The following is a 22,742-nucleotide window of genomic DNA, read 5'->3' as shown; positions in this document are numbered from 1 at the left end:
GGCGTCACTTGTGCAGTCTAGGCGACCCTCGTGCGGCTCCATTTGACCCTTATCAAGGCCGTTTGCCGAAGACCCAGGCATGCTGTGCACGCCCAACCGGAGAAGGAATACCCCGCATGACCCCCCCTGACATTCAAACCTCCGAGGCCCGGGCGCGCTTGCCCGTCGGGCTGTTGATCGGCGTGCTGGCGCTGGTCGCCGTACTGCTCCTGCCGCTGCCCGCCGACCTGCCGGTCGCGGGGCAGCGGATGCTGGCGATCCTGGCGTTTGCCGTGGTGGTGTGGATCAGCGAAGCGGTGTCCTACGAGGCCAGCGCGATCATGATCACCGCGCTGATGGCGTTCCTGATCGGCACCGCGCCAACCCTGCAGGACCCGACCCAGCTCTATGGCAGCTCGGCGGCCATCAGCCTGGCCCTCACCGGGTTCTCCAACTCGGCCCTGGCCCTGGTGGCCGGTGCCTTGTTCATCGCCGCCGCCATGACCCACACCGGCCTCGACCGGCGCATCGCCCTGGTGACCCTGAGCCGGGTCGGCACCAGCACCCGGCGCATCCTCATCGGCGCCATTGCCGTGACCATCCTCCTCAGCCTGCTGGTGCCCAGCGCCACGGCGCGCAGTGCCTGCGTGGTGCCGATCATGATGGGGGTGATTGCCGCCTTCGGCGTCGACAAGCGCTCGAACATCGCCGCCGGGCTGATGATCGTCGTGGCCCAGGGCACCAGCATCTGGAACGTCGGGATCCAGACCGCCGCGGCGCAGAACCTGCTGACCGTGGGCTTCATGGACAAGATGCTCGGCCAGCGCGTGGCCTGGCTCGACTGGCTGATCGCCGGCGTGCCCTGGGCGCTGATCATGTCCCTGGTGCTGCTGTGGCTGGTGCTGAAACTGCTGCCGCCGGAAACCGACAGCATCCCCGGCGGCAAGCAAGCGGTGGCCCAGTCCCTGGCGGACATCGGCCCCATGAGCGGGCCGCAGAAGCGCCTGCTGGCGGTGTCGCTGCTGCTGCTCCTGGCCTGGTCCACCGAAGGCAAGCTGCACCCCTTCGACACCACGACCACCACCTACGCCGGGCTGGTGATCCTGCTGCTGCCACGGGTCGGCATCATGACCTGGAAGGACGTGCAGTCGCGCATTCCCTGGGGCACGGTGATCGTCTTCGGGGTCGGCATCAGCCTCGGTTCGGCGCTGCTCAGCACCCAGGCCGGGCAATGGCTGGGCGGGCAGGTGGTGGCCCACACCGGCCTGGACCAGGTCGGGCCTTTGGCGGTGTTCGCGATTCTCGCGGCGTTCCTGATCCTCATTCACCTGGGGTTCGCCAGCGCCACCGCCCTGACCTCGGCGCTGCTGCCGATCCTGATCGCCGTGCTGCAAACCTTGCCGGGCGAGTTCAGCCGGCTGGGCATGACCATGCTCCTGGGCTTTGTCGTCAGCTACGGTTTCATCCTGCCGATCAACGCGCCGCAGAACATGGTCTGCCTGGGCACCGAGACCTTCAACGCCCGGCAGTTCGCCAAGGTCGGGCTGCTGGTGACGCTGATCGGCTACCTGCTGATGCTGGTGTTCGCCATGACCTGGTGGAAATGGCTGGGCTGGATGTAGAGCCCTTCACAGTGACCCGCTGAACACCCGGGTCACGCTGCCGGCCAGGCGCACCTTGCCCTGGCCGTCCCAGCTCACCGTCACCGGCCCGCCGTCGCACAGCACCCGCACCGGGCTGTCGAGCAAGCCGCGACGGATGCCATTGACCGCCGCCGCGCAGGAACAGGACCCGGAACCCAGGGGGATGGCGCCATGGCGCTCCCAGATGCGCAGGCGGATGGTCTGGCGGTCGATCACCTGGATGAAGTGCACATTGGTCTTGAGCGGAAACAGCGGGTCGCTCTCGATCCTTGGGCCCAGCGCGGCAATGTCCAGTTGCCCCAGATCGTCGACGAAAAAACTGCAATGGGGGTTGCCCATGCTGCACGCCGCCGGTTCCCCCGGCAGTGGCAGGTGCAGGCTGTCCAGCTCGCGGGCCAGGGGAATGGCCTGCCAGTCGAATGACGGCAGGCCCATTTCCACGGACACCGACTGATCCGCAAGGCGCAGGCAGTGTTGCAGGCCGCGGGCGGTTGTCAGCTGCACCGAGGTGGCGGCGCTTTCCTGCATCAGCAGGTCGGCGGCGCCGCGGGTGGCGCTGCCGCAGGTGTTCAGGCTGGAACCATCGGCGTTGAAGAAGGTCAGTTGCGCCGCACTCTCGTGGCAATCGCCGAGCACCACCAACTGATTGAAACCAATGCCGCGTCGGCGATCGCCCAGGGCCCGGGCCCGTTCGGCAGTGATCGGGTTGTCGCGGCCACGGGCATCGATCAGCACGAAGTCGTCGCCATTGGCGTGCATCTTCACAAAGTTCAGGGGCATTCGGGCTCCGATAGGCGAGGGCAGGCAGCCGGTTCAACGACCACCAGCGAACGCAGGATTGCGAAAAAAAGCCACCGGCGCCAGCGCCTTAAAATAAAATTCATCCTGCATGCCCGGGCATTGCCTGGACGGCGGGATTTTCCGGCACACTGCCGGAGCACCGCGAACATCGTCGACCGCAGCAACAGCGGCCGGCACAGCACAAGGTCACGGCATGGATCATTACGCCCCGCGCCACTGGCAGCCCCACGAAAAGCCCAGCTTGCCCGGTTCGCCCTCGACACCGCTGCACCCCAGCCACAAGCGCCTGGCCTATGCCCTGGTGGGCTTGCTGGTGGCGATCACCGGCGGCCTGGGCAACTCGCTGGTGATCGCCAACCTGCCGTACCTGCAAGGGGCATTGGGGGCGACCACCGCGGAAATGGCCTGGCTGCCGGCCGCCTACGTGATGACCAACGTGTCGATGAACCTGCTGCTGGTGAAGTTTCGCCAGCAGTTCGGCCTGCGCGCCTTCACCGAAGTGTTCCTGGTGCTTTACGCCCTGGTGACCTTCGGCCACCTGTTCGTCAACGACCTGAGCTCGGCGATCGCCGTGCGCGCGGCCCATGGCATGGTCGGCGCCGCGCTGAGTTCCCTGGGCCTGTACTACATGGTCCAGGCCTTCCCGGCGAAATGGCGGCTCAAGGCCCTGGTGCTGGGGCTGGGCACCTCGCAGCTGGCCTTGCCCCTGGCCCGGTTGTTTTCCGAGGACCTGCTGCAGATCGCCGAATGGCGCGGCCTGTACCTGTTCGAACTGGGCCTGGCGCTGACCTCCCTGGGCTGCGTGTTCCTGCTCAAGCTGCCGCCGGGGGACCGCTTCCGGACCTTCGAGAAACTCGACTTCCTGACCTTCGCCCTGCTGGCCACAGGCGTTGCCCTGTTGTGCGCGGTGCTGTCGTTGGGGCGCATCGACTGGTGGCTGGAGGCGCCGTGGATCGGCTACGCCAGTGCCGCTTCCATCGTGCTGATCCTGGCCGGGCTGTGCATCGAGCATAACCGCAGCAACCCGATGCTGATGACCCGCTGGCTGGGCAGCGGGGCGATGATCCGCCTGGCCCTGGCGGTGATCCTGATTCGCATGGTGCTGTCGGAACAGTCCACCGGCGCCGTAGGGTTTCTCCAGGCACTGAACATGAGCAGCCAGCAGATGCGCCTGCTTTACGGGGTGATGCTGCTGGGCAGCATCGCCGGGCTGGCCACCAGCGCCCTGACCATCAACCCGGCGCACCTGTTGATGCCGCTGGTCATTTCCCTGGCGCTGATGGCCGTGGGCTCGGTGATGGACAGTTTCTCCAGCAACCTCACGCGCCCGGCCAACATGTACCTCAGCCAGTTCCTCCTGGCCTTTGGCGGCACCTTCTTTCTCGGCCCGACCATGGTCCTGGGCACCCGCAATGTGCTGACCAACCCGCGCAACCTGGTGAGCTTTTCGGTGCTGTTCGGCATCTGCCAGAACCTCGGCGGGCTGATCGGCTCGGCCTTGCTCGGGACCTTCCAGATCGTGCGTGAGAAGTACCATTCCAGCCATATCGTCGAGCAACTGACCCTGCTCGATCCCCAGGTCCTGGCCCGGGTGCAGAGCGGCGGCGCGGCCTACGGCAAGGTGATTGCCGACCCGGACCTGCGCACCCTGCAAGGCATTCGCAGCCTGGCCACTGCGGCCACCCGCGAGGCCAACGTGCTGGCCTATAACGATGTATTCATGCTGATCGCGGTGATCGCCGTGCTCACCATGCTCTGGATCTTCATCCGCAGCCTGTGGCTGATGAGCACGACCCGAGCGGTCGCGCCCGCGGCTCCCGTTCAACAAAGTGGTGCCCCAAGTTCATGAGCGAAACCGTCAACCCCACCACCAACGCCATCGCCTCGACTCCCGAGCCCAACGGTCCGCCGAGTATTCCGGCGACCGAGCCGCGACCGCTGGCGGTGCGCATCCTCTCGTCCCTGGGCTTTGCCGCCATCGCCATCGTCGGCGTGCTAATCGTGCTCTACGCCTGGCAGCTGCCGCCGTTTTCCAGCGCCATCGAAAGCACCGAGAACGCCCTGGTGCGCGGGCAAGTGACCATCATCGGCCCGCAGCTCAGTGGTTACGTGTTCGAGGTGCCGGTGCAGGACTTCCAACAGGTCAAGGCCGGCGACCTGCTGGTGCGCCTCGACGACCGTATCTACCAGCAGCGCCTGGACCAGTCCCTGGCGCAACTGGCGGTGCAGAAGGCCGCCCTGGCCAATGCCTTGCAGCAGCGCAACAGCGCCGAAGCCACCATCAAGCTGCGCCAGGCTGCCCTGGCCGACAGCCAGGCCCAGGCGCGCAAGAGCGCGGCCGACCTGCAACGCAACCAGGCGCTGATCGCCGACGGTTCGGTGTCCCAGCGCGAGCTGGACGTGACCCGCGCGGCCAATGCCCAGACTGTCGCCGCCGTGGCCCAGGCCCAGGCGCAACTGGACATCGCCCGCCAGGACCTGCAGACGGTGATCGTCAACCGCGGCTCCCTGGAAGCGGCGGTGGCCAGCGCCGAAGCCGCGGTGGAGCTGGCGCGCATCGACCTGTCCAACACCCGCATCCTCGCGCCCCGCGACGGCCAGCTGGGGCAGATCGGTGTGCGCCTGGGGGCCTACGTCAACTCCGGCGCGCAACTGATGGCCCTGGTGCCGAACCAGCTGTGGGTGATTGCCAATATGAAGGAAACCCAGATGGACAATGTGCGGGTCGGGCAGCCGGTGAGTTTTACCGTGGATGCCCTGAATCACCGCACATTCAGCGGCAAGGTGCAGCGGATTTCCCCGGCCACCGGTTCCGAATTCGCCTTGTTGCAGGCCGACAACGCCACCGGCAACTTCGTCAAGATTGCCCAGCGCGTGCCGGTGCGGATCAGCGTCGACCCGGACCAGCCAGAGCTTGAACGCCTGCGGCCGGGGTTGTCGGTGGTGGTCAGCATCGACACCTCCGTCACCCCTTGAACCCGCTTGCCGCGGATTCTCTGTAGCCGCTGCCGCAGGCTGCGACCGGCTGCGCAGCAGACGCCAAGGGTGGCGCTCAAGACTAGGGCGGCCTTGAGATCGCTGAAGGTCCTGAGGACCTTTTCGCAGCCTGCGGCAGCGGCTACAGGGAGGCTATGCCGCCTGCATCGGCGGCAAGGTGCCCAGCAGCGAGACGGCGGCCACTGCGGCGACGCCCAGCAACCATTCCAGCTGCACGCTGTTGCGCAGGCTGGTGAGGCGCTGGTCGCAGCCGCGAATCCGCAGGCGGTTGAACAGGGCCAGCGCGAGCATTCCCGCCACCAGCAGCACCTTGATCAGCAGGATCAGGGCAAAGCCGCTGAACAAGGGCGTCGGCCACCATTGCCCGGTGAGCACCCGCACATTGATCAGGCCGCTTGCCAGCAACCCCGCGACCAAGCCGTACCCCACACCGCTGAAACGCCGCAACAGCGGTTCCACAAAGGCCTGCGGTGGTTGGCGCAACACCAGCAGCAACACCAGCAAACCGCCAAGCCAGATGCCCACGCAGCTCAGGTGAACGACCTGATTGAGGATCAGCATCTGCCCCGCCAACCCATCGAGCATGGCGCCATGGCCCACCGGCGCCAGGGTGGCCAGGAGCAGGGCGCCCAGCCCCAGTTGCAGCGGCAGGCGCCGGCCCAGGGGAGTCAGCAGCAGGCCCAGCAACAGGAGGTTGAGCAGCAGGTGCCAGGTCCAGACCTGGCCGAAGAAGGTCTTGCCCAGCACCAATTGCACGGTTGCAGGGTCCAGCGCCGCCGGCCAGGAGCCGGCCATGCTGGCGCTGATCAGCAGCAACCAGCACAGGCCACTGCAAAGGCCGATCAGCGCCAGCCAGCGGCTGAGCCGATCGAGTTGCTGGCGCACGACGCCATGGCCGTTTTGCGCGGCATCACGGCCCAGCAACAGCGGGCGAAACACCCAGGCCCCGACCAGGGTCAGGACCACCGCAAAGTGCACGAAGCGGCACAGCACCAGCCATGTCGCCATGGCTTACGGGCTCACCTTGAAGCTGTAGCTGCCTTCGCTCTTGTGGGTGTCCACCGACACCGCATGCCACTCCACCTTGTACTCGCCAGCGCGCAGCGGCGTGGCGGCCGGGATGACGATCAGGGTTTTCTTGTCCGCGCCTTCGGTGGCCAGGCTTTTCACTTCGAGGGGCGTGCCGTCCTTGCTGATCTTGACCTGGGTGAAGGCCGCTTCCACGCCTTCGCTGAACACCAGGCGCAGTTCGTTGGGCGCGGTCACGTTGCTGTCGGCCGCCGGCGTCGAGCTTTTCAGGTGGGCGTGGGCAAATACCGAGGAGGCGCCCAGCAGCGAGGCGAGCAGGGCGGTGGTGGTGAAGAGGTTTTTCAGTGACATCGAGGATTACCTTTAATAAAGAGAGCAGGGGCTCAACGATCCTGCAATTGCATGTGGATGATCGGAAACGGCCGGCCTTCGCCATCGGTTTCCGAGCGGCCGCAGTCGACGAAACCGTAGTGACGGTAGAAGCCATGAGCCTTTGGGTTCTGTTCGTTGACGTCGACCTTCAGGCCCGGACGGCGCACGTGATCCAGAAGTTTTCGACCGATGCCCTGGCCCCGTTGGGCCGGTTCGATGAACAGCATCTGTACGGTGTCGTCGCTGGTGGCGATAAAACCGCCGGGGCTGGCGTCGGGGTTGTCCCAGACCCAGGTTTCAAGGGCCGGCAGGTAGCTGTCGCGTACCAGCGGGTACAGGCGCTGGATATCGTCTTCGGCAATAAAGTCATGGGTGGCGCGGACCGAACGCTCCCAGAGCGCGGTCAGCAAGGCGTCGTCCGCAGCGACGCGAGGGCGAATCGTCATGAGTGTGTTCCATCGGTAACAGGACAGATGGCCGGCGGTGGGGCAGGGCCGGCATTCGGGCAGCGACCTGTATGCCCGTGTCGCGAATTAACGCCTGGACGGAGCACCGCAGTGACTGCTGCAAATGAGCGGGAGGCCGATCCTACCCAATAAGGTCGGGCGGCGAAAGGTCAATGCAGGGCCGCCCTGTCGCGGGCTTGACAGCTCCCCGCAGTGAGCGGGCGGATGCTAGTCTTGCCGCAGACTGTTTCCGTAGGAGCCCTCATGGGCAATCACAAGATCGAGATTCGTCGCAGCAACGTGGAAAAAATTCTCCTGGCGGCGGAGAAAATCTTCGCCGAAAAAGGCTACGCCGGCACCGCCATGGCCGACATCGCCGAAGAAGTGCAACTGCCGCGTTCCAACCTGCATTACTACTTCAGCACCAAGAACGAGCTGTACAGCGCCGTGCTCCTGGACCTGCTGGATGTGTGGAAGCAGGACGCCCTGTGTTTCGAGATGTTCGACGACCCGCGGGTGGTGCTCAGCAGCTACATCCGCGCCAAGATGCAGCACTCGCGCAGCCGGCCCTACGGCTCCAAGGTCTGGGCCAACGAAATCATCCATGGCGCGCCGACCCTGGGCGAGGCGCTGGATGCCAGCCTGTACGACTGGGCGAAGATGAAGGAAGCCAAGATCCGCCAATGGGTCGAGGACGGGCGGATCCTGCCGGTGGAGCCTTCCAGCCTGCTGTACATGATCTGGGCCTCGACCCAGCATTACGCCGACTTCGATCATCAAGTGATGATCCTCAACGACCACCAGCCGCTGTCGGATTTGCAATTCGAACGCGCGGTGCAGACTGTCACCAGCGTCATCCTGCGGGGCATTGGCCTCGAACCCTAGAAGGGCAGCGGCAAGCTACAAGCGGCAAGTGGGCCAGGCTTGCCGCTTGTAGCTGCCGTTACTACTTGCCGCTTGCAGCTGCTTCTCTGTAGGGATTGCGCGGATCGTGCAGCCAGTCGAGGAACGGCTTGCCGGTGTCCTGGGGCACCATTTCGATGCAGTCCTGCACCGGGCAGGTGATCTGGCACAGGTTGCAGCCCACGCACTCGTCGTCGATCACTTCGTATTTGTGGCTGCCGTCGGCCTGCCTGAGGCTGGCAATCGCCTGGTGCGAGGTGTCTTCGCAGGCGATATGGCAACGGCCGCAGCCAATGCACGCCTGCTGGTCGATCCTGGCGATCACCTGGTAGTTGATGTCCAGGTACTTCCAGTCGGTGGTGTTGCCCACCGCGCGCCCGGAGAAGTCCTGCAGGCTGTGGTAGCCCTGGCTGTCCATCCACCGCGACAGGCCGTCCTTCATCTCGTCGACGATGCGAAAGCCATGCAGCATCGCCGCGGTGCACACCTGCACCGCGCCGCAGCCCAGGGCGACGAATTCGGCCGCGTCGCGCCAGCTGCCGATGCCGCCAATGCCGCAGATCGGCAGGCCGCGGGTCTGCGGGTCACGGGCAATCTCGGCCACCATGTTCAGGGCAATCGGCTTGACCGCCGAGCCGCAATAACCGCCGTGGGTGCTCTGGTGGCCCACCATCGGCTGGGCCACCATGCGTTCCAGGTCGACGCTGGTGATGGAGTTGATGGTGTTGATCAGCGACACCGCGTCGGCCCCGCCACGATGGGCGGCGCGGGCGGCCATGCGGATGTCGGTGATGTTCGGCGTCAGCTTGACGATCACCGGCAGCGAGCAGTAGGTCTTGCACCAGCGAGTCACCTGTTCGACGTATTCCGGCACTTGGCCCACCGCCGCGCCCATGCCCCGTTCCGGCATGCCGTGGGGGCAGCCGAAGTTCAGTTCGATGCCGTCGCAACCGGTGGCTTCCACCAGGGGCAGGATGGCTTTCCACGACTCTTCGACGCAGGGCACCATCAGCGACACGATCAAGGCGCGGTCCGGCCAGTCCTTCTTCACCTGGGTGATTTCCTTGAGGTTGATCTCCAGGGAACGGTCGGTGATCAGCTCGATATTGTTGATGCCCATCACTTCGCGGTTCGGTCCGTAATGCGCCGAATAACGCGACGAGACGTTGACCGCCGCCGGGTCCTCACCCAGGGTTTTCCAGACCACGCCACCCCAGCCGGCCTCGAACGCGCGGACCACGTTGTAGGCCTTGTCGGTGGGCGGCGCGGAGGCCAGCCAGAACGGGTTGGGGGCTTTGATACCGGCGAAGACAATCGACAGATCGGCCATTTATGCAGCCTCCTGGTTGAGCATCAGTCGGGCATGCATGGCTTCTGCGGCCAGCTTGCCGTGTTGCACCGCCTGCACGGTCAGGTCCTGGCCGAGGCTGACGCAGTCGCCCCCGGCATAGACCCCGGGAATGCTGGTGCGCAGCTGTTCGTCGACCTGGATCCGCTCGCCGCACCGCTGCAGTTCTCGAGCCAGTGGATCGGCCAGGGCGCTGCCGTCGAACGACTGGCCGATAGCCTTGAAGATCGCGTCGGCGGCCAGTTCGAAGGTTTCGCCGGTGTTCTGCAAACGTCCCTCCAGCATTCGGGTGCGAACAAAGCGCATGCCGCGCACCCGGCCCTGGTCATCCAGCAGCACTTCTTGCGGTGCGGCCCAGGTCAGCAGGCGCACCTGATTGGCCTTGGCGATGTCTTGCTCGTGCGCGGTGGCGCCCATGTCCTCGCTGCCTCGGCGGTACACCAGATTGACGTCACTGGCACCCAGGCGCGCCATCTGCACCGCCATGTCGATGGCGGTGTTGCCGGCACCGAGGACGATGCAGCGGTCGGCCAGGGGCAACTGGCTGAGGTCGTCGGCCTGGCGCAGTTCGCGGATGTAGTCGGTGGCGGCCAGCAGCCCGGGGGCGTCTTCATGCTCCAGCCCCAGTTGCTTGCTGGCGGCCAGCCCGAGGCCGAGGAACACCGCGTCGAACTGCTGGTGCAGCTCGGTCAGGCTCAGGTTGGCGCCGAGTTTGTGCCCATGGCGGATCTCGATGCCGCCAATCCCCAGCAGGAACTCCAGCTCCTGCTGGGCGAAGTCATCCACCAGCTTGTACTTGGCAATCCCGTATTCGTTGAGGCCGCCGGCTTTTTCCCGGGCTTCGAAAATCACCACTTCATGGCCGTGCAGGGCGCAGCGGTGGGCGCAGGACAAACCCGCCGGGCCGGCGCCGACCACGGCGATGCGCTTGCCGCTGGGCGCGGCGCGCTGGAACGGGTGCTCGGTGAAGTGCGCGTTGTCCAGGGCATAGCGTTGCAGCAGGCCGATCAGCACCGGTGCGCACTCCTGGGCGTTGTTGCGCACGCAGGCCTGCTGGCAGAGGATCTCGGTGGGGCAGACCCTTGCGCAACTGCCGCCGAGGATATTGGCCGAGAGAATCTTCTGCGCCGCGCCCTGGACGTTGTCGGTGTGGATATTGCGGATGAACGAAGGAATGTCGATCTCGCTGGGGCAGGCGTTGACGCAGGGCGCGTCGTAGCAATACAGGCAGCGCGAGGCTTCCAGATGGGCCTGGCGGGTGTTGAGCGGTGGCGCCAGATCGCTGAAATGGCCGGCCAGGGTGGCGCCGTCCAGGGTCGGGTGGGGCAAGTGGTTCAAGGTCTTGATCACGGTTTTGGCCTCACGGTTTTTTTAGCGGCTGCCTCTGACGGGCATGTTTACAAGCGGGCGAGGGCGTCCGGATCGCGAGCAAGCTCGCTCCTACAGGGTCGTGTTTTTTATGTAGGAGCGAGCTTGCTCGCGATAGGGGGCAACGCCCCCGGTCTCAGCGTTTAACCGCCGTCGGCTTGTGCCGCTCGGCGCGCTTGCTCAACAGGTCGAACACCGCCGGGTAGGCCGGGCGTTCGATGTAGCGCCCGGCGCCGCGTTCGGCCCGCAGGTCGCCGTCGGCCCACACCAGCTTGCCCTGGCTGATGGTGTGGCTGGGTACGCCGCGCACGGTCTTGCCTTCGAAGATGTTGAAGTCCACCTGCTGGTGGTGGGTCTTGGCGGAGATGGTCCGCGTGCCTTGCGGGTCCCAGAGCACCAGGTCGGCATCGGCGCCGACGCGGATCGCGCCCTTGCGCGGGTAGAGGTTGAAGATCTTCGCGGTGTGGGTGGAGGTCAGGGCGACGAACTCCTGCATCGACAGGCGCCCGCTATTCACTCCTTCATCCCACAGCACCGCCATGCGGTCCTCGATGCCGGCGGTGCCGTTGGGGATCTTGCTGAAATCATCGCGGCCGGCGGCTTTCTGTTCGGCGCAGAAGCAGCAGTGGTCGGTGGCGGTGGTGTGCAGGTTGCCCGATTGCAGGCCGCGCCACAGCGCTTCCTGGTGGCCGCGGGGGCGGAAGGGTGGGCTCATCACGTAGCCGGCGGCGGTCTGCCAGTCCGGGTCGCGGTACACGCTGTCGTCCAGCAGCAGGTGGCCGGCCAACACTTCACCGTAGACCGGCTGGCCCTTGCTACGGGCGTAGGTGATTTCGTCCAGCGCCTCTTGGGTCGAGACGTGCACCAGGTACAGCGGTGTGCCCAGGGTTTCGGCGATGCGGATCGCCCGGCTGGCGGCTTCGCCTTCCACTTGCGAGGGCCGCGACAGCGGGTGGGCTTCCGGCCCGGTGATGCCCTGGGCCAGCAGCTTGCGTTGCAGGTGATAGACCAGCTCGCCGTTTTCCGCGTGCACCGTGGGCACCGCGCCCAGTTCCAGACAGCGCTCGAAGCTGGCCACCAGGGTGTCGTCGGCGGCCATGATGGCGTTCTTGTAGGCCATGAAGTGCTTGAAACTGTTGATGCCGTGGTGCTGCACCAGCTCGGCCATTTCCTCGCGTACCTGCTCGCTCCACCAGGTGATGGCCACGTGGAAACCGTAGTCGCTGGCGGATTTCTCGGCCCAGCCGCGCCACTGGTGGAAGGCCTCCAGCAACGACTGCTGGGGGTTGGGAATCACGAAGTCGATGATCGAAGTGGTGCCCCCCGCCAGGCCCGCCGCGGTGCCGCTGAAGAAGTCTTCGCTGGCCACGGTGCCCATGAAGGGCAGTTGCATGTGGGTATGGGGGTCGATGCCGCCGGGCATCAAGTATTGGCCGCTGCCATCGAGCACTTCACAGCCGGCGGGAATATCCAGATTGTTGCCGATGGCGCGAATCAGACCCTCTGCGCAGAGCACATCGGCTTTATAACTTTCATCATGGGTAATAACGGTGGCGCCACGGATCAACAGAGACATTCCGAGTTCCTCGCAGGCATGACCGACTGTTGTCGGTTCTAACTTTTTTATTGAACGCGCTGACAACTTAATAATCCTGTCAGCGGTGTCAGGATTAGAAGCTAGCCGCAGTTCAAAGAAACAGCAAGAATATTTTTTATAAGCATATATTCATTATAAGTTGTTGAAATTAAAAGAATAAAAATCAAAATCCGCAAAATGGTGCATATCATCCCCATTTTGACGCACTTGACAGGATCGAAAAATGGTCGAGATTTCCTATGTCAAATCAGCTGCTTGAGGAGGCGCTGCGAAGACCAGAAGACAACTAAGAAAATAACCGTGCACTGCTTTGGGTCCTGACCGAGCGGACAACTTGCCAAACATCCGGCCTGAGTGAATGCGCAACTAACCTGGGGCTACAAAGTTGATTGAATAAAACTGAATCACATCAGTTGTTTACATGGATTCCGCACACTGTGCAGGCGCGTATCCGGCAGTAGTTGGCACCTTTATTGAGTGCCGCCGCAGATCGCTGGCCAGGAGGGTGGAAGTCGTCAGTTCTCCGGCCATCGTCCGGCGCGCTGTTTCTGGGTGCGCCGGCCTGATGAGCAAAATAATCAGAACAACAGTGGAGCGGCCATGCAACAGATCAGATCCCAGGTGACCGAGCGCGAAGGCTTGTACGAGCTGGACGCCGGCAGCGACGTACTCGACAGCCCCCGTTACAACCACGACATCGCACCGACCCAGGTCCAGGAACGCACCTGGAACAAATGGCACATCACCGCGCTGTGGATCGGCATGTCGATCTGCGTGCCCACCTACACCCTGGGCGGGGTGCTCACCGCCTACTTCGGCCTCAGCGTCGGCGAGGCGCTGCTGGCGATCCTGCTGGCCAATATCGTGGTGCTGATTCCCCTGACCCTCAACGCCTTTGCCGGCACCAAGTACGGCATTCCGTTCCCGGTGCTGCTGCGCTCCTCGTTTGGCATCATCGGCTCCAACGTGCCGTGCCTGATCCGCGCCCTGGTGGCCTGCGGCTGGTTCGGCATCCAGACCATGTTCGGCGGGCTGGCGATCCACCTGTTCCTGGGCTCGATCTTCGAGGGCTGGAAGGCCCTGGGCGGCACCGGCGAGGTGATCGGCTTCATGATCTTCTGGACCCTCAACCTGTGGGTGGTGCTGCGCGGCGCCGAGTCGATCAAGTGGCTGGAAACCCTGTCCGCGCCGCTGCTGGTGGCGGTGGGCATCGGCCTGCTGGTGTGGGCCTTGCCCAGCGTGTCGCTGACCGAGCTGTTGGCGATCCCGCCCAAGCGTCCCGAGGGCGCCAGCGTCACTGGCTACTTCATGGCCGGACTCACGGCGATGGTGGGTTTCTGGGCCACCCTGTCGTTGAACATTCCCGACTTTAGCCGCTACGCCAGAAGCCAGAAGGACCAGATCCTCGGGCAGATCTTCGGCCTGCCGCTGACCATGTTCCTGTTCGCCGCCCTGGGGGTGGTGATGACCGCCGCCTCGGTGAAACTGGTGGGCGTCACTGTCTCCGATCCGGTCAGCCTGATCGGCCATATCCAGAGCCCGGGCTGGGTGGCCCTGTCCATGGCGCTGATCATCATCGCCACCTTGTCCACCAACACCGCGGCCAACATCGTCTCGCCCACCAACGACTTCCAGAACCTGGCGCCCAAGCTGATCGGCCGCACCACCGCGGTGATTCTCACCGGCCTGGTGGGGCTGGCGCTGATGGGCCACGAATTGCTGAAAAAGCTTGGCCTGCTGATTTCCGACGTCAGCCTGGAGACCGTGTATTCCAACTGGCTGCTGGGCTACTCCAGCCTGCTGGGGCCGATTGCCGGGATCATGGTGGTGGACTACTTCATCATCAAGCAGCAGCGCCTGGACCTGGCCGGCCTGTACCGCGACGACGTCTACCCGGCGTGGAACTGGCACGGCTTCATCGCCTTCGGCGTGCCGGTGGCCCTGACCCTGATGTCCCTGGGCAGCAGCGCCTTCAACTGGTTCTACAGCTACGGCTGGTTCACCGGCTCGGCCCTGGGCGGCTTGATCTACTACGGCCTGTGCACCTGGCGCAGCCCCCAGGTGGCGACCGCCAAGACACCGACTCTGTAGGAGCGAGCTTGCTCGCGATAAAGGCACAGACAACGCTGCCTCTCTGCGGATTGCGTAACGTCTGCCGGCCAATCGCGAGCAAGCTCGCTCCTACAGGGACACCGAAAACCGCGCCACTCAAGACGCGCCCGATCCCGTCAACCACAACCAGAAAAAGCCTGAGGAGATCACCATGAACGCTGCCGTCGAGGTTCTGCAATCCAGCCATCGGCACATCAACCGCGACCGCCTGTGGCAGTCGCTCATGGCGCTGGCCCAGCTCGGCGCCACGGTCAAGGGCGGGGTCTGCCGCCTGGCCCTGACCGACCTCGACCGCCAGGCCCGCGACCTGTTCGTGAAGTGGTGCGAGGAGGCCGGTTGCACCGTCACCGTGGACGGCATCGGCAATATTTTCGCCCGCCGCCCCGGACGCAATCCGCACCTGCCACCGGTGATGACCGGCAGCCATATCGACACCCAGCCCACCGGCGGCAAGTTCGACGGCTGCTTCGGCGTATTGGCCGGGCTGGAAGTGCTGCGCACCCTCAATGACCTCAAGCTGGAAACCGAAGCGCCCCTGGAAGTGGTGGTGTGGACCAACGAAGAAGGCTCGCGTTTCCCGCCGTGCATGATGGGGTCCGGGGTGTTCGCCGAGAAATTCACCCTGGAAGACACCCTGGCCAAGACCGACGTCGACGGCGTCAGCGTCGGTGAGGCGCTGAACGCCATCGGCTACGCCGGCACGCGCCCGGTCAGCGGGCATCCGGTGGGCGCCTATTTTGAGGCGCACATCGAGCAAGGCCCGATCCTGGAAGACGAGCGCAAGACCATAGGCGTGGTGCTCGGCGCTCTGGGGCAGAAATGGTTCGACCTCAAGCTGCGGGGGGTCGAAGCCCACGCCGGCCCGACCCCGATGCACCTGCGCAAGGATGCCCTGGTGGGCGCCGCCGCCGTGGTCGCGGCGGTCAACCGCGCGGCCCTCGGCCACCAGCCCCACGCCTGCGGCACCGTTGGCTGCCTGCAAGCCTACCCGGGCTCGCGCAACGTGATTCCGGGGGAGGTGCGCATGACCCTGGACTTCCGCCACTTGGAGCCGGCGCGCCTGGATTCGATGATTGCCGAAGTGCGCCAGGTGATCGACAACACCTGCGAAGAACACGGCCTGAGCTACGAACTGACCCCCACCGCGGACTTCCCGCCGCTGTACTTCGACCCCGTCTGTGTCGAAGCCGTGCGTGGTGCGGCGCAGGGGCTGGGCCTGTCCCACATGGACATCGTCAGCGGCGCCGGGCACGACGCGATCTTCGTCGCCGAGCTGGGCCCGGCGGGGATGATCTTCGTGCCCTGCGAAGGCGGCATCAGCCACAACGAAATCGAAAACGCCGACCCCGACGACCTCGCCGCCGGTTGCGCCGTGCTGCTGCGCGCCATGCTCGCCGCCTCCCAGGCCGTCGCCCAGCGCCAGGCGTAGGAGCCGGCTTGCCGGCGAAGGGGCCCGCCAGATGTGCGCCGCCCATGGCGACGCCTTCGCTGGCAAGCCAGCTCCTACCGTGGGCCTGCGGTGTTTTCACGAACCCGCCCACACCGCCATTTCCGTAGGAGCCGGCTTGCCGGCGAAGGGGCCCGCCAGACGTGCACCGCCCATGCCGACGTCTTCGCTGGCAAGCCAGCTCCTGCATGGGGCCGCGTGAGGTGCTTTGCCTGGCGTACACTGGCGAACTTTTCCCATGGGATGCCGAATATGCACAGGATGGTGCTCTGTCTGGCCCTGGCTCTGAGCCTGGGCGGTTGTATCGATTACAAATGGGGCCACGATTGGAAGGCCGACAGCCTCGGCGGTTGGCAGGATGCCAGCACCGGCAACTATGACCAGGGCACTTCGTTCAAGCTGGCCTGCGGGGCCGAGCCGCTCTATGTGAGTGTGCAGTCCAGCACTCCTCACCAACTGGTCTCGCTGTTTCTGGTTCCCTTGTTTTCCGCCTCGCTCAGTGATGACGACTCCGTGGAAATCCGTGCCAGTCACCCGGGCCTGGTGACTTGCACTTCATCGGCAGAGAACCCCCTGGTGTTGAAGATGGATAACCGGGTCATCAGCCCTATTGGCTATCCATCCCGTCAATTGGCGAACAGCTGTCGCATCCACCTGGACGCTCGTGAGCTGCAGGGCGAGCGCTTGTCGATCGAGGTCAATCAGGCCCTGCTGCCCTGTGCGGCAGCCCCGGTCACCTTGAAGAAGCACAGCTACTTCTGTATGCGGCAGTCGAAGTTCGGTGGATCGGTGCCCTGCGGCCGTTAACACCGCTCAACCGCACGAACCTAAGCTAATTCCTAAAAAGTATTTATTTTCGATTTATTAGATCGATTAGCTTTTAGCGACTTTCCTGTCTCCCAGAAGGTTTGCCCCCATGCGCCTGCCCTTTGCTTTGCGTCGTAGCTTGTCGATCACCGCCCTGGCCGGTCTGGCGCTGGGCATGGCCCTCAATGCCCAGGCCGATACCGACCTGCGCATCGGCTATCAGAAATCCTCGACCCTGCTGGCGCTGCTCAAGGCCCAGGGCACCCTGGAAAAACAGCTGGCGGGGCAGGGCGTCAACATCACCTGGCACGAGTTCACCAGTGGCCTGCCTTTGGCGGAATCGCTGAACGTGGGCAATGTCGATATCAGCGCCGATGTCGCCGACACGGTGCCGGTCTTCGCCCAGGCCGCCGGGGCCAAGCTCACCTATTTCGCCACTGAAACCCCGTCGCCCGCCGCTCAGTCCATCGTCATTCCCAAGGATTCGCCGCTCAAATCCCTGGCCGACCTCAAGGGCAAGCGCATCGCCGTAACCAAGGCTGCTGGTAGCCATTACCTGCTGATCGCCGCCTTGCGCGAAGCGGGCTTGAGCTTCGCCGATATCCAGCCGGTGTACCTGACCCCGGCCGATGGCCGCGCGGCGCTGGAAACCGCCAAGGTCGATGCCTGGGTCACCTGGGAACCCTTTGTCGCCAGCGCCCAGCGCCAGCAGGGCGCGCGGGTGCTGCACGACGGCCAGGGGCTGGCCAGTTATCGCCGTTACTACCTGGCGTCCAACGACTACGCCAAGGCCCATCCCGAGGTGCTGCAGCAAGTGTTCGCCGAGCTGCAGAAGACCGGCGCCTGGGTCAAGGCGCACCCGGCCGAGGCGGCCAAACTGCTGGGCCCGCTGTGGGGCAACCTGGACGTGCCGACGGTGGAGCTGGCCAACAGCCGCCGTACCTACAAGGTCGAAGCAGTCAAGCCGGACGCTTTGGGCGAGCAGCAGAAAATCGCCGATGCCTTCTACCAGGAAAAGCTGTTGCCCAAGCCGGTGGATGCCCGGGCGGTGCAGTTGTGGAGCCCCAAATCCTTGTAGTAGGCCGTTAGATCGCTTTCGCCTGTAGGAGCCGGCTTGCCGGCGAACAGGTCCCCCCCTTTTTTCTTGTTCACCGCCGGTTACGCCATCCCGCGCCCGGCGTCAGGAGTTCCCGTGTCTGCCGTTCACCCCCAAGAGGCCTTTGCCGTCCCAGCCTCCGTCAGCCCGCCCGCGGATAACGCCGACGTGGTGCTGGAATTACGCCACCTGACCAAGCACTACGCCCGCCGCCGTGGCCAGTCCGCGCCGCCAGCGGTTGAGCAGGTCAGCCTCAAGGTGCGCCGTGGCGAAGTGCTGTGCCTGATGGGCACCTCCGGCAGCGGCAAGTCCACCTTGCTGCGGCATATCAACCGGTTGATCGAGCCCAGCAGCGGCGAAGTGCTGATCGACGGTTCGGCCATCAGCCAGCTGTCGGCCCAGGAACTGCGCACCCTGCGTTCGCGGCGCATCGGCATGGTCTTCCAGCACTTCGGTCTGCTGCCCCATCGCAGCGTGCGCGACAACGTCGCCTTGCCCCTGGAGCTGCGCGGCGAACCCGAAGCCCTGCGCCATGCCGCGGCCGACGTGCAATTGCAAGCCATGGGCCTGGAAGGCTGGGGCGACCACTATCCCCATGAGCTGTCCGGCGGCATGCAGCAGCGGGTCGGCCTGGCCCGGGCCCTGGTCAGCGAGCCGGACATCCTGCTGATGGACGAACCCTTCAGCGCTCTGGACCCGACCATTCGCCGCGACCTGCAAAGCCACTTTCTGCAGGTGGTGCGCGAGCGCGGCATCAGCACCTTGCTGGTGACCCACGACCCGGCCGAAGCCCTGCGCCTGGCGGACCGCATTGCCGTGCTGCGCCACGGCCAGCTGATTCAGGTTGGCACGCCCGAGGAATTGCTGAAGCAGCCGGCGGATGCCGAAGTGGCGGACTTCTTCCAGGAACACGGCGCCCGCAGCGCCACGCCGGTGGCGACGATTGCCCCGCGCAAGAGCGCGACGACCCCGGCGCCGGTCAGCCCCGGACTGTCCTTTGCCCAGGCCCTGCTGCTGGGCCCCGCCGCCCTGGCCGCCAGCGGTCGCGGTGGCCTGTACTGGCTGGGCTTCGCCCTGGAACTGGGCGCGGCCGCGGCCTTGGGGCAAGGGCTGGCCACGGCCAGTTTCGCCTGGGCCGGCTTGGCACTCATCGGCTTGCTGCTCAGCCGCCTGTTGAGCCTGACCCTGGCCCGCCGCCCCAGCCGCCTTGGGCGTTCCGACTGGCGCCTGCCGTGGCTGGTGTTGCTGTTGTCCCAGGCCCTGGTGCTGTGGCGGGTTCTGGCCGCCGATGCCTCGGGCCCCTGGCTGCAATTTCCCGCCGACCGCCAAGTGCTGCTGGGCACCGCTGCGGCCATCGACCAACTGATTGCCTGGTCCCAGGTGACGTTCGAAAGCACCTTCGTCGGCGTGATAGTCGCCGTGCGCACGGTGATCGACAGCACCGAAAGCCTGCTGGGCTGGCTGCCCTGGCCGGTGCCGGCCCTGGCCCTGGTGCTGCTGGCCTGGCGCAGCGCCGGTGCCGCCCCTGGCCCTGACCAGCGCCGCGGCCCTGCTCTACATCGGCCTGTTCGGTTTCTGGGAACGGACCATCGCCACTCTGGCCCTGGTGGGCTCCTCGGTGCTGATCTCGCTGTTGATCGGCGTACCGGCCGGCATCCTCCTGGCCAAGCGCGCCCTGGCCCGGCGCCTCATTACTCCGCTGTTGGACGTGATGCAGACCCTGCCGACCTTCGTGTACCTGATCCCGGCGGTGGCGTTCTTCTCGGTGGGCAAGACCCCGGCGGTGATCGCCACGGTGATCTTCGCCCTGGCGCCGATGATCCGCCTCACCGCCCTGGGGATTCAGGAAGTGCCCAAGACCGCCGTCGAAGCCGCCCTGGCCCACGGCGCCACGCCGTGGCAGATCCTGACCAAGGTCGAACTGCCCCTGGCCGCGGGCTCCTTGCTGCTGGGGATCAACCAGACCCTGGTGATGAGCCTGTCGATGGTGGTGGTGGCGGCGCTGATCGGCGCCGGCGGCCTGGGCTACGACGTGATGACCGCGCTGCGCAACATCAAGGGCGGCGAGGGCGTGCTGGCCGGCGCCGCGATCGTGTTCTGCGCGCTGATTCCCGACCGCATCATTCAAGCGACCCTGCGCCAGCGGGATCGCACATTGCAAAAAGCATGAGGTGTCCCTTGAACAAGTCGTTTACCCGTACCCTTGGCGCCGCCGCGCTGTTGTTGGGGTTGTCCCTGCCGGTGCTGGCCAAGGACAAGATCGTCATTGGCGAGCAGAACTGGACCGGCGCCATCGCCATCCAGAACATCCTTGGTGAAGTGATCAAGAGCCGCCTCGACGGCGAGGTTTCCTACCTGGCCGGTGACGTGCCGGTGCTGTTCGCCGCCGCTGCCAAGGGCGACGGCTCGGTGGACGTGCTCACCGATATCTGGCTGCCCAACCAGTCCGCCGCCTGGGCCAAATACGTCACCGGCGGCACCCGCTCGCTGGTGCCCAACAAGCAGCCGTACCTGGGGGTTCAGGGCTTCTACATCCCCGGCTACCTGCAAGACAAATACGGCGTGAAGTCGGTCTACGACCTGCAAAAGCCTGAAGTGGCGAAACTCTTCGAACCCCTGGGCGGCGGCAAGGCGCAACTGCTGGTGGGCCCGGCGGGCTGGGAGTCGACCTACATCGGCCAGATCAAGGCCAAGGATTTTGGCTTTGCCGATCAATTCGAATCGGTGTCCACCGAAGCCTCGGTGACCTACGCCAAGCTCGCCGCCGCCTACAAGGCCCAGCGCGGCGTGGTGTTCTACGCCTACACCCCGGACTGGATCTTCTCCGCCTTCGACCTGCGCCGCCTGGATGAACCGGCGTTCGACGGCTACGCCCAGGACAACAAGAAGGGCGACCCGCTGTACAAGGCCGACGGCTGCTGGAAATTCATCAGCCCCACGGTGGATGCCGACTGGCTGAGCAAGAGCAAGATCACCTGCGCCTACCCGGATGCCCGGGTGTATGTCCTGGCGTCCAGCGCCCTGCAAAAACGCGCGCCGCGAATTGCCGCGTTCCTGGAGAACTTCAGCATCGAACCTCAGGCCCTGAACGACCTGATTCTCAAGATCGAAAAGGAACAGCAACCGGCGGCGCAGGCGGCCAAGGAATGGGTTGCGGCGCATCCGCAGATCGTTGATGGCTGGCTGGGTGCCAGCGGTGAAAAAGTGGGAGCGGCGCAATGAGTGGAGTTGAACAGGCGACTTTCGGCGCCGGCTGCTTCTGGGGCGCGGAAGCCGCGTTCCGGGCGCTGCCGGGCGTTATCGACAGCCGCGTCGGCTACGCCGTGGAAGCCGGGGACGAGGCGGTGCAAATTGAAGTGGTGCAGGTGGATTTCGACCCGCAGGTGCTGGCGTATTCGACCCTGATCCAACACTTCTGGGGCCTGCACGATCCCACCTCGGTGGATCGCCAGGGCGAGCATGGCGGGGTGAAATATCGCTCGGCGATCTTCCACACCAACGCCGAACAGGCCGAACAGGCGAGGGCGGCCAAGACCGCCCTGCAAGACTCCGGACGCCTCAACAAACCCGTGGCCACGGTGATCGTGCCCCTGGGCCGTTTCGACCTGGCGGATGAAGCGCACCAGCGTTACCTGGAGAAGAATGGCCTGAGCAGTTGCCATATCTGAAAGCCGCAAGCCGCAAGCCGCAAGCTTGGAGCTTGGAGCTTGAGTCTCAGTTATCTGTATGCAAGTTGCTCTTTGTGGCGAGGGAGCTTGCTCCCGCTGGGCTGCGCAGCGGCCCCAAACCCTGATGCACGCGGTTGAGGCCCAAGCGGGAGCAAGCTCCCTCGCCACAGGTCCGCGAACAGAATTCCTACGCGACCCGCCACTGAATCACTTCCAGCACCGCGCAGCCTTCTCGTGTGAGCAGATGCACACCACGGGTGATGTGGGTCAGGTCGCAATCGCTGATGTCTTTCAGCCCCAGGGTGGAGAGTCTGTCCATCAGGTCGCGGACCACGGTGAAACGGTGGGCGGCGCTGCTGGCCAGGTCGCTCAAGGGGGCTTGGGTATCGAGGTAGAACACCGGGTGTTCGGTGTCGTGGGTGTCGATGGGGGTGAAGCGGGGGAGGTGAGGGTCAGTCATAGGTACGGCTCCTTTTTCAGAGCATTCACCTTTTTCGCTGATTGGGAGGAGTAGGGCGGTAGTACGCGGAAAGACTGGCCGGAGACAGGACAGCAGTGCACCAGAAGGTGTTCCGCGCATCACCGTCATGTCCCTCGATCGCTGGCGCAAAAAGCGACTGCAATGATGGTTTGATAGTCGATGCGTTCCTATATTCGACCGGCCAAGGTCGTTCGCGGATTGGGTTGCGAGGGGGGACTATAGGAGCGACGTCATAGCGCTGCAACAGGGTGGTTGGGGAGATGTTTGAGCGCTTGTTTCGTGGTGTTGGTGGCTGGTTTTGTTGGGGGGTATATCCGTTGCTGCGGGTGTGGCGGCTGGCGGTTTTTTCTTTGTGGCGAGGTTGACGGGGTGCATATTCGTTGCTGCGGTAACGGCCGCTGGAGGTTTCGCCTTTATGGCGAGGGACGGGGTACATATCCGTTGCTGCGGTCATGGCCACTTAGGGTTTCGCCCTTACGGCGACTCACTTTTGTCAAACGCCACAAAAGTAAGCAAAAAGTCTTGCCGGTATGACTCACCCACATAGGTAACAAACCAGTTCAAGCACATAGGTAACAGTTTTTAACTGGCAGGGTCGATTCCGAGGATCTGACCATGCCGTGGCGAGAGCTGAACCCTATGGACCTT

18 protein-coding genes and 1 pseudogene are annotated in these 22,742 nt (G+C 64.7%); 11 read left to right on the top strand and 8 right to left on the bottom strand.

Annotated elements, in window-relative coordinates; all coding sequences use genetic code 11:
* Positions 1-116 precede the first annotated feature (116 nt).
* Positions 117-1,601, top strand: coding sequence for a DASS family sodium-coupled anion symporter (locus GWQ44_RS28445; RefSeq protein ID WP_275928847.1), 1,485 nt, complete (start codon positions 117-119; stop codon positions 1,599-1,601).
* 6 nt (positions 1,602-1,607) lie between these two features.
* On the opposite strand, the gene dapF is transcribed toward GWQ44_RS28445, so the two are convergent.
* Positions 1,608-2,402 carry a diaminopimelate epimerase gene (dapF, locus tag GWQ44_RS28440; RefSeq protein ID WP_275928846.1) on the bottom strand — a complete coding sequence of 265 codons (795 nt, stop codon included), beginning with the start codon at positions 2,400-2,402 and terminating at the stop codon, positions 1,608-1,610.
* A gap of 214 nt (positions 2,403-2,616) precedes the next feature.
* Here dapF and GWQ44_RS28435 point away from each other — a divergent pair, with 214 nt between their 5' ends.
* The gene (locus GWQ44_RS28435) at positions 2,617-4,272 is read left to right on the top strand and encodes an MFS transporter (RefSeq protein ID WP_016963018.1); all 1,656 of its coding nucleotides are present in this window, start codon (positions 2,617-2,619) and stop codon (positions 4,270-4,272) included.
* Entirely contained in the window at positions 4,269-5,399 is a 1,131-nt protein-coding gene (locus tag GWQ44_RS28430; protein WP_103740664.1) for an HlyD family secretion protein, read from the top strand. Before GWQ44_RS28435 ends, GWQ44_RS28430 begins: the two co-directional genes overlap by 4 nt.
* A 153-nt stretch (positions 5,400-5,552) precedes the next feature.
* Here GWQ44_RS28430 and copD read toward each other — a convergent pair whose 3' ends face one another.
* Genes copD through GWQ44_RS28415 form a run of 3 tightly spaced genes read right to left on the bottom strand, consistent with a single transcriptional unit; the run spans position 5,553 to position 7,267 of the window.
* Complete coding sequence (gene copD / locus GWQ44_RS28425; protein ID WP_275928845.1) at positions 5,553-6,428, bottom strand: copper homeostasis membrane protein CopD; 876 nt, start codon at positions 6,426-6,428, stop codon at positions 5,553-5,555.
* Between the two features lie 3 nt (positions 6,429-6,431).
* Positions 6,432-6,800 (bottom strand): copper homeostasis periplasmic binding protein CopC, encoded by a 369-nt coding sequence (copC, locus tag GWQ44_RS28420; RefSeq protein ID WP_016963021.1) that lies wholly within the window; start codon positions 6,798-6,800, stop codon positions 6,432-6,434.
* A 32-nt stretch (positions 6,801-6,832) separates the two neighbouring features.
* Positions 6,833-7,267 carry a GNAT family N-acetyltransferase gene (locus GWQ44_RS28415; protein WP_275928844.1) on the bottom strand — a complete coding sequence of 145 codons (435 nt, stop codon included), beginning with the start codon at positions 7,265-7,267 and terminating at the stop codon, positions 6,833-6,835.
* A 264-nt stretch (positions 7,268-7,531) separates the two neighbouring features.
* Here GWQ44_RS28415 and GWQ44_RS28410 point away from each other — a divergent pair, with 264 nt between their 5' ends.
* Entirely contained in the window at positions 7,532-8,152 is a 621-nt protein-coding gene (locus GWQ44_RS28410; RefSeq protein WP_016963023.1) for a TetR/AcrR family transcriptional regulator, read from the top strand.
* A gap of 61 nt (positions 8,153-8,213) precedes the next feature.
* On the opposite strand, the gene preA is transcribed toward GWQ44_RS28410, so the two are convergent.
* The 3 genes from preA to hydA form a co-directional block, all read right to left on the bottom strand.
* Complete coding sequence (preA, locus tag GWQ44_RS28405; protein WP_275928843.1) at positions 8,214-9,500, bottom strand: NAD-dependent dihydropyrimidine dehydrogenase subunit PreA; 1,287 nt, start codon at positions 9,498-9,500, stop codon at positions 8,214-8,216.
* Entirely contained in the window at positions 9,501-10,868 is a 1,368-nt protein-coding gene (locus tag GWQ44_RS28400; protein ID WP_275928842.1) for an NAD(P)-dependent oxidoreductase, read from the bottom strand. It abuts the gene before it with no gap.
* A gap of 154 nt (positions 10,869-11,022) precedes the next feature.
* Positions 11,023-12,462, bottom strand: coding sequence for a dihydropyrimidinase (gene hydA, locus GWQ44_RS28395; protein WP_275928841.1), 1,440 nt, complete (start codon positions 12,460-12,462; stop codon positions 11,023-11,025).
* A 621-nt stretch (positions 12,463-13,083) separates the two neighbouring features.
* On the opposite strand from hydA, the gene GWQ44_RS28390 reads away from it, so the two are divergent.
* The 7 genes and pseudogenes from GWQ44_RS28390 (at position 13,084) to msrA (ending at position 21,613) form a co-directional block, all read left to right on the top strand.
* Positions 13,084-14,574: an NCS1 family nucleobase:cation symporter-1 gene (locus GWQ44_RS28390; protein WP_275928840.1), complete on the top strand. Its 1,491-nt coding sequence runs from the start codon at positions 13,084-13,086 to the stop codon at positions 14,572-14,574.
* Between the two features lie 172 nt (positions 14,575-14,746).
* Positions 14,747-16,024, top strand: a complete 1,278-nt coding sequence (locus tag GWQ44_RS28385; RefSeq protein WP_275928839.1) for a Zn-dependent hydrolase — start codon at positions 14,747-14,749, stop codon at positions 16,022-16,024.
* Between the two features lie 270 nt (positions 16,025-16,294).
* The gene (locus GWQ44_RS28380; RefSeq protein WP_047303873.1) at positions 16,295-16,849 is read left to right on the top strand and encodes a hypothetical protein; all 555 of its coding nucleotides are present in this window, start codon (positions 16,295-16,297) and stop codon (positions 16,847-16,849) included.
* A gap of 109 nt (positions 16,850-16,958) precedes the next feature.
* Positions 16,959-17,927 (top strand): aliphatic sulfonate ABC transporter substrate-binding protein, encoded by a 969-nt coding sequence (locus GWQ44_RS28375; RefSeq protein ID WP_103740675.1) that lies wholly within the window; start codon positions 16,959-16,961, stop codon positions 17,925-17,927.
* 114 nt (positions 17,928-18,041) lie between these two features.
* Positions 18,042-20,115, top strand: a pseudogene (locus tag GWQ44_RS28370) (ATP-binding cassette domain-containing protein).
* Entirely contained in the window at positions 20,112-21,167 is a 1,056-nt protein-coding gene (locus GWQ44_RS28365; RefSeq protein ID WP_275928838.1) for a glycine betaine ABC transporter substrate-binding protein, read from the top strand. The pseudogene GWQ44_RS28370 and the gene GWQ44_RS28365 overlap by 4 nt, the downstream one beginning before the upstream one ends.
* Positions 21,164-21,613, top strand: a complete 450-nt coding sequence (gene msrA, locus GWQ44_RS28360) for a peptide-methionine (S)-S-oxide reductase MsrA (protein WP_016963033.1) — start codon at positions 21,164-21,166, stop codon at positions 21,611-21,613. The genes GWQ44_RS28365 and msrA overlap by 4 nt, the downstream gene beginning before the upstream one ends.
* Before the next feature lie 187 nt (positions 21,614-21,800).
* Here the strand turns inward: msrA and GWQ44_RS28355 are convergent, their stop codons facing one another.
* The gene (locus GWQ44_RS28355; RefSeq protein WP_275928837.1) at positions 21,801-22,073 is read right to left on the bottom strand and encodes a hypothetical protein; all 273 of its coding nucleotides are present in this window, start codon (positions 22,071-22,073) and stop codon (positions 21,801-21,803) included.
* Between the last annotated feature and the right edge of the window lie 669 nt (positions 22,074-22,742).

Source organism: Pseudomonas sp. 3MA1 (assembly GCF_029237275.1).
GTDB lineage: Bacteria > Pseudomonadota > Gammaproteobacteria > Pseudomonadales > Pseudomonadaceae > Aquipseudomonas > Aquipseudomonas fluorescens_AP.
Note: the sequence above shows the minus strand (reverse complement) of the source record. Positions and strands in the feature narration are given on the sequence as shown.

Excerpts from the sequence above, each read along its gene's own strand:
- GWQ44_RS28445 (WP_275928847.1), top strand. The coding sequence starts at position 117 with ATGACCCCCCCTGACATTCAAACCTCCGAGGCCCGGGCGCGCTTGCCC.
- dapF (WP_275928846.1), bottom strand. The coding sequence starts at position 2,402 with ATGCCCCTGAACTTTGTGAAGATGCACGCCAATGGCGACGACTTCGTG.
- GWQ44_RS28435 (WP_016963018.1), top strand. The coding sequence starts at position 2,617 with ATGGATCATTACGCCCCGCGCCACTGGCAGCCCCACGAAAAGCCCAGC.
- GWQ44_RS28430 (WP_103740664.1), top strand. The coding sequence starts at position 4,269 with ATGAGCGAAACCGTCAACCCCACCACCAACGCCATCGCCTCGACTCCC.
- copD (WP_275928845.1), bottom strand. The coding sequence starts at position 6,428 with ATGGCGACATGGCTGGTGCTGTGCCGCTTCGTGCACTTTGCGGTGGTC.
- copC (WP_016963021.1), bottom strand. The coding sequence starts at position 6,800 with ATGTCACTGAAAAACCTCTTCACCACCACCGCCCTGCTCGCCTCGCTG.
- GWQ44_RS28415 (WP_275928844.1), bottom strand. The coding sequence starts at position 7,267 with ATGACGATTCGCCCTCGCGTCGCTGCGGACGACGCCTTGCTGACCGCG.
- GWQ44_RS28410 (WP_016963023.1), top strand. The coding sequence starts at position 7,532 with ATGGGCAATCACAAGATCGAGATTCGTCGCAGCAACGTGGAAAAAATT.
- preA (WP_275928843.1), bottom strand. The coding sequence starts at position 9,500 with ATGGCCGATCTGTCGATTGTCTTCGCCGGTATCAAAGCCCCCAACCCG.
- hydA (WP_275928841.1), bottom strand. The coding sequence starts at position 12,462 with ATGTCTCTGTTGATCCGTGGCGCCACCGTTATTACCCATGATGAAAGT.
- GWQ44_RS28390 (WP_275928840.1), top strand. The coding sequence starts at position 13,084 with ATGCAACAGATCAGATCCCAGGTGACCGAGCGCGAAGGCTTGTACGAG.
- GWQ44_RS28385 (WP_275928839.1), top strand. The coding sequence starts at position 14,747 with ATGAACGCTGCCGTCGAGGTTCTGCAATCCAGCCATCGGCACATCAAC.
- GWQ44_RS28380 (WP_047303873.1), top strand. The coding sequence starts at position 16,295 with ATGCACAGGATGGTGCTCTGTCTGGCCCTGGCTCTGAGCCTGGGCGGT.
- GWQ44_RS28375 (WP_103740675.1), top strand. The coding sequence starts at position 16,959 with ATGCGCCTGCCCTTTGCTTTGCGTCGTAGCTTGTCGATCACCGCCCTG.
- GWQ44_RS28365 (WP_275928838.1), top strand. The coding sequence starts at position 20,112 with ATGAGGTGTCCCTTGAACAAGTCGTTTACCCGTACCCTTGGCGCCGCC.
- msrA (WP_016963033.1), top strand. The coding sequence starts at position 21,164 with ATGAGTGGAGTTGAACAGGCGACTTTCGGCGCCGGCTGCTTCTGGGGC.
- GWQ44_RS28355 (WP_275928837.1), bottom strand. The coding sequence starts at position 22,073 with ATGACTGACCCTCACCTCCCCCGCTTCACCCCCATCGACACCCACGAC.